At 60.0% G+C, this 1,245-nt stretch carries 1 protein-coding gene; it reads right to left on the bottom strand.

From position 1 onward, the window contains the following. Positions 1 to 27 precede the first annotated feature (27 nt). A protein-coding gene (locus tag K9B33_RS22885; protein WP_224551416.1) for an IS3 family transposase occupies positions 28 to 1,181 on the bottom strand; the annotation gives its coding sequence in 2 pieces (ribosomal slippage) (positions 28 to 923 and positions 923 to 1,181; 1,155 coding nt in all). Positions 1,182 to 1,245 lie beyond the last annotated feature (64 nt).

Raw genomic sequence — 1,245 nt, 5'->3', positions numbered from 1 at the left:
GTGACCTGCCCCCCGTCAGTCCCTCGATCATAACGAGAGTCTTGCGGTTAAATACGATGGCCCCTGCGCCTGCACAAGCGCGTCGGGCGTGATGCTCTCGTCCTGCTCGAACGCCCGACGCGCTTGTGCAGTCGTTCGATTTCCCAACGACGAGTGGGGCCGGACATTGTTGTAATCATAGCGCCAGATGGCCAGCTTCCGGCGGGCATCGGCCAGGCTGTCGAACAACTCCTCGTTGAGCAGTTCATCGCGCAGCGATCCGTTGAAGGACTCGATGAACCCATTCTGCTGGGGCTTGCCCGGATCGATGTAATGCCACTCGACCTTGTTCTTGCCAGCCCATTCCAGGATCGCCCGACTGGTGAACTCGGTTCCGTTATCGCTGACAATGCAAGCCGGTTTGCCATAGAGCCGCACCAGTGTATCAAGTTCACGCGCCACTCGGGCTCCCGAGATGCTGGTATCGCCGACCAGGCACAGGTTCTCCCGGCAGCAATCGTCATTGATAGCCAATATCCGGAATTTGCGCGACGCACCGAAGGTGTCCGACACAAAGTCCATCGACCAGCGTGCGCCCGGGATCAACGGCACGGGCATGGGGGTGCGACTACCACGCGCCCGTTTCCGAACCCGACGGCGACGAACGGACAGACCTTCCTCCCTATAAATCCGATAGAGCTTCTTGTGATTCATGATCAGCCCCTGGCGTTCGAGCATGACGCCGATCCGGCGATAGCCAAAGCGGCGGCGCTTGCCCGCGACCTCACGCATGGCAACACGGATGGCACCATGGTCTGGCGGGCGTTCGCGCCGGACCGTCTTGGGATCGACACCAATCAGCACGCAGGCCCGGCGCTGGGAGATCTGAAAACCTCCCAGCACTTTGAGCACAGCATCACGCCGCTGGCTTGGCGTCGTCAGGCTTTTCCCAGCAGGTCCTTCAGGATGACGTTGTCGAGCATACTGTCCGCCAGCAAGCGTTTCAGCTTGCCGTTCTCGTCCTCAAGCTGACGCAGTCGGCGGGCATCGGACACCTCCATACCGCCATACTTGCCCTTCAACTTGTAAAACGTCGCCGTGCTCAGCCCGTGCTTCCGGCAAATCTCGACCGTCGGCAGCCCGGCCTCTTGTTCCTTGATCATCCCGATAATCTGCGCTTCGGTAAAACGGCTCTTCCTCATACGTCTGCTCCTCTGTCGGCAGACTCTACATTAGAATGAGGGAACTCTCGGGGGGCAGGTCACC

This window comes from Sphingobium sp. 3R8 (assembly GCF_020166615.1).
Taxonomy (GTDB): Bacteria; Pseudomonadota; Alphaproteobacteria; order Sphingomonadales; family Sphingomonadaceae; genus Sphingobium; species Sphingobium bisphenolicum.
Note: the sequence above shows the minus strand (reverse complement) of the source record. Positions and strands in the feature narration are given on the sequence as shown.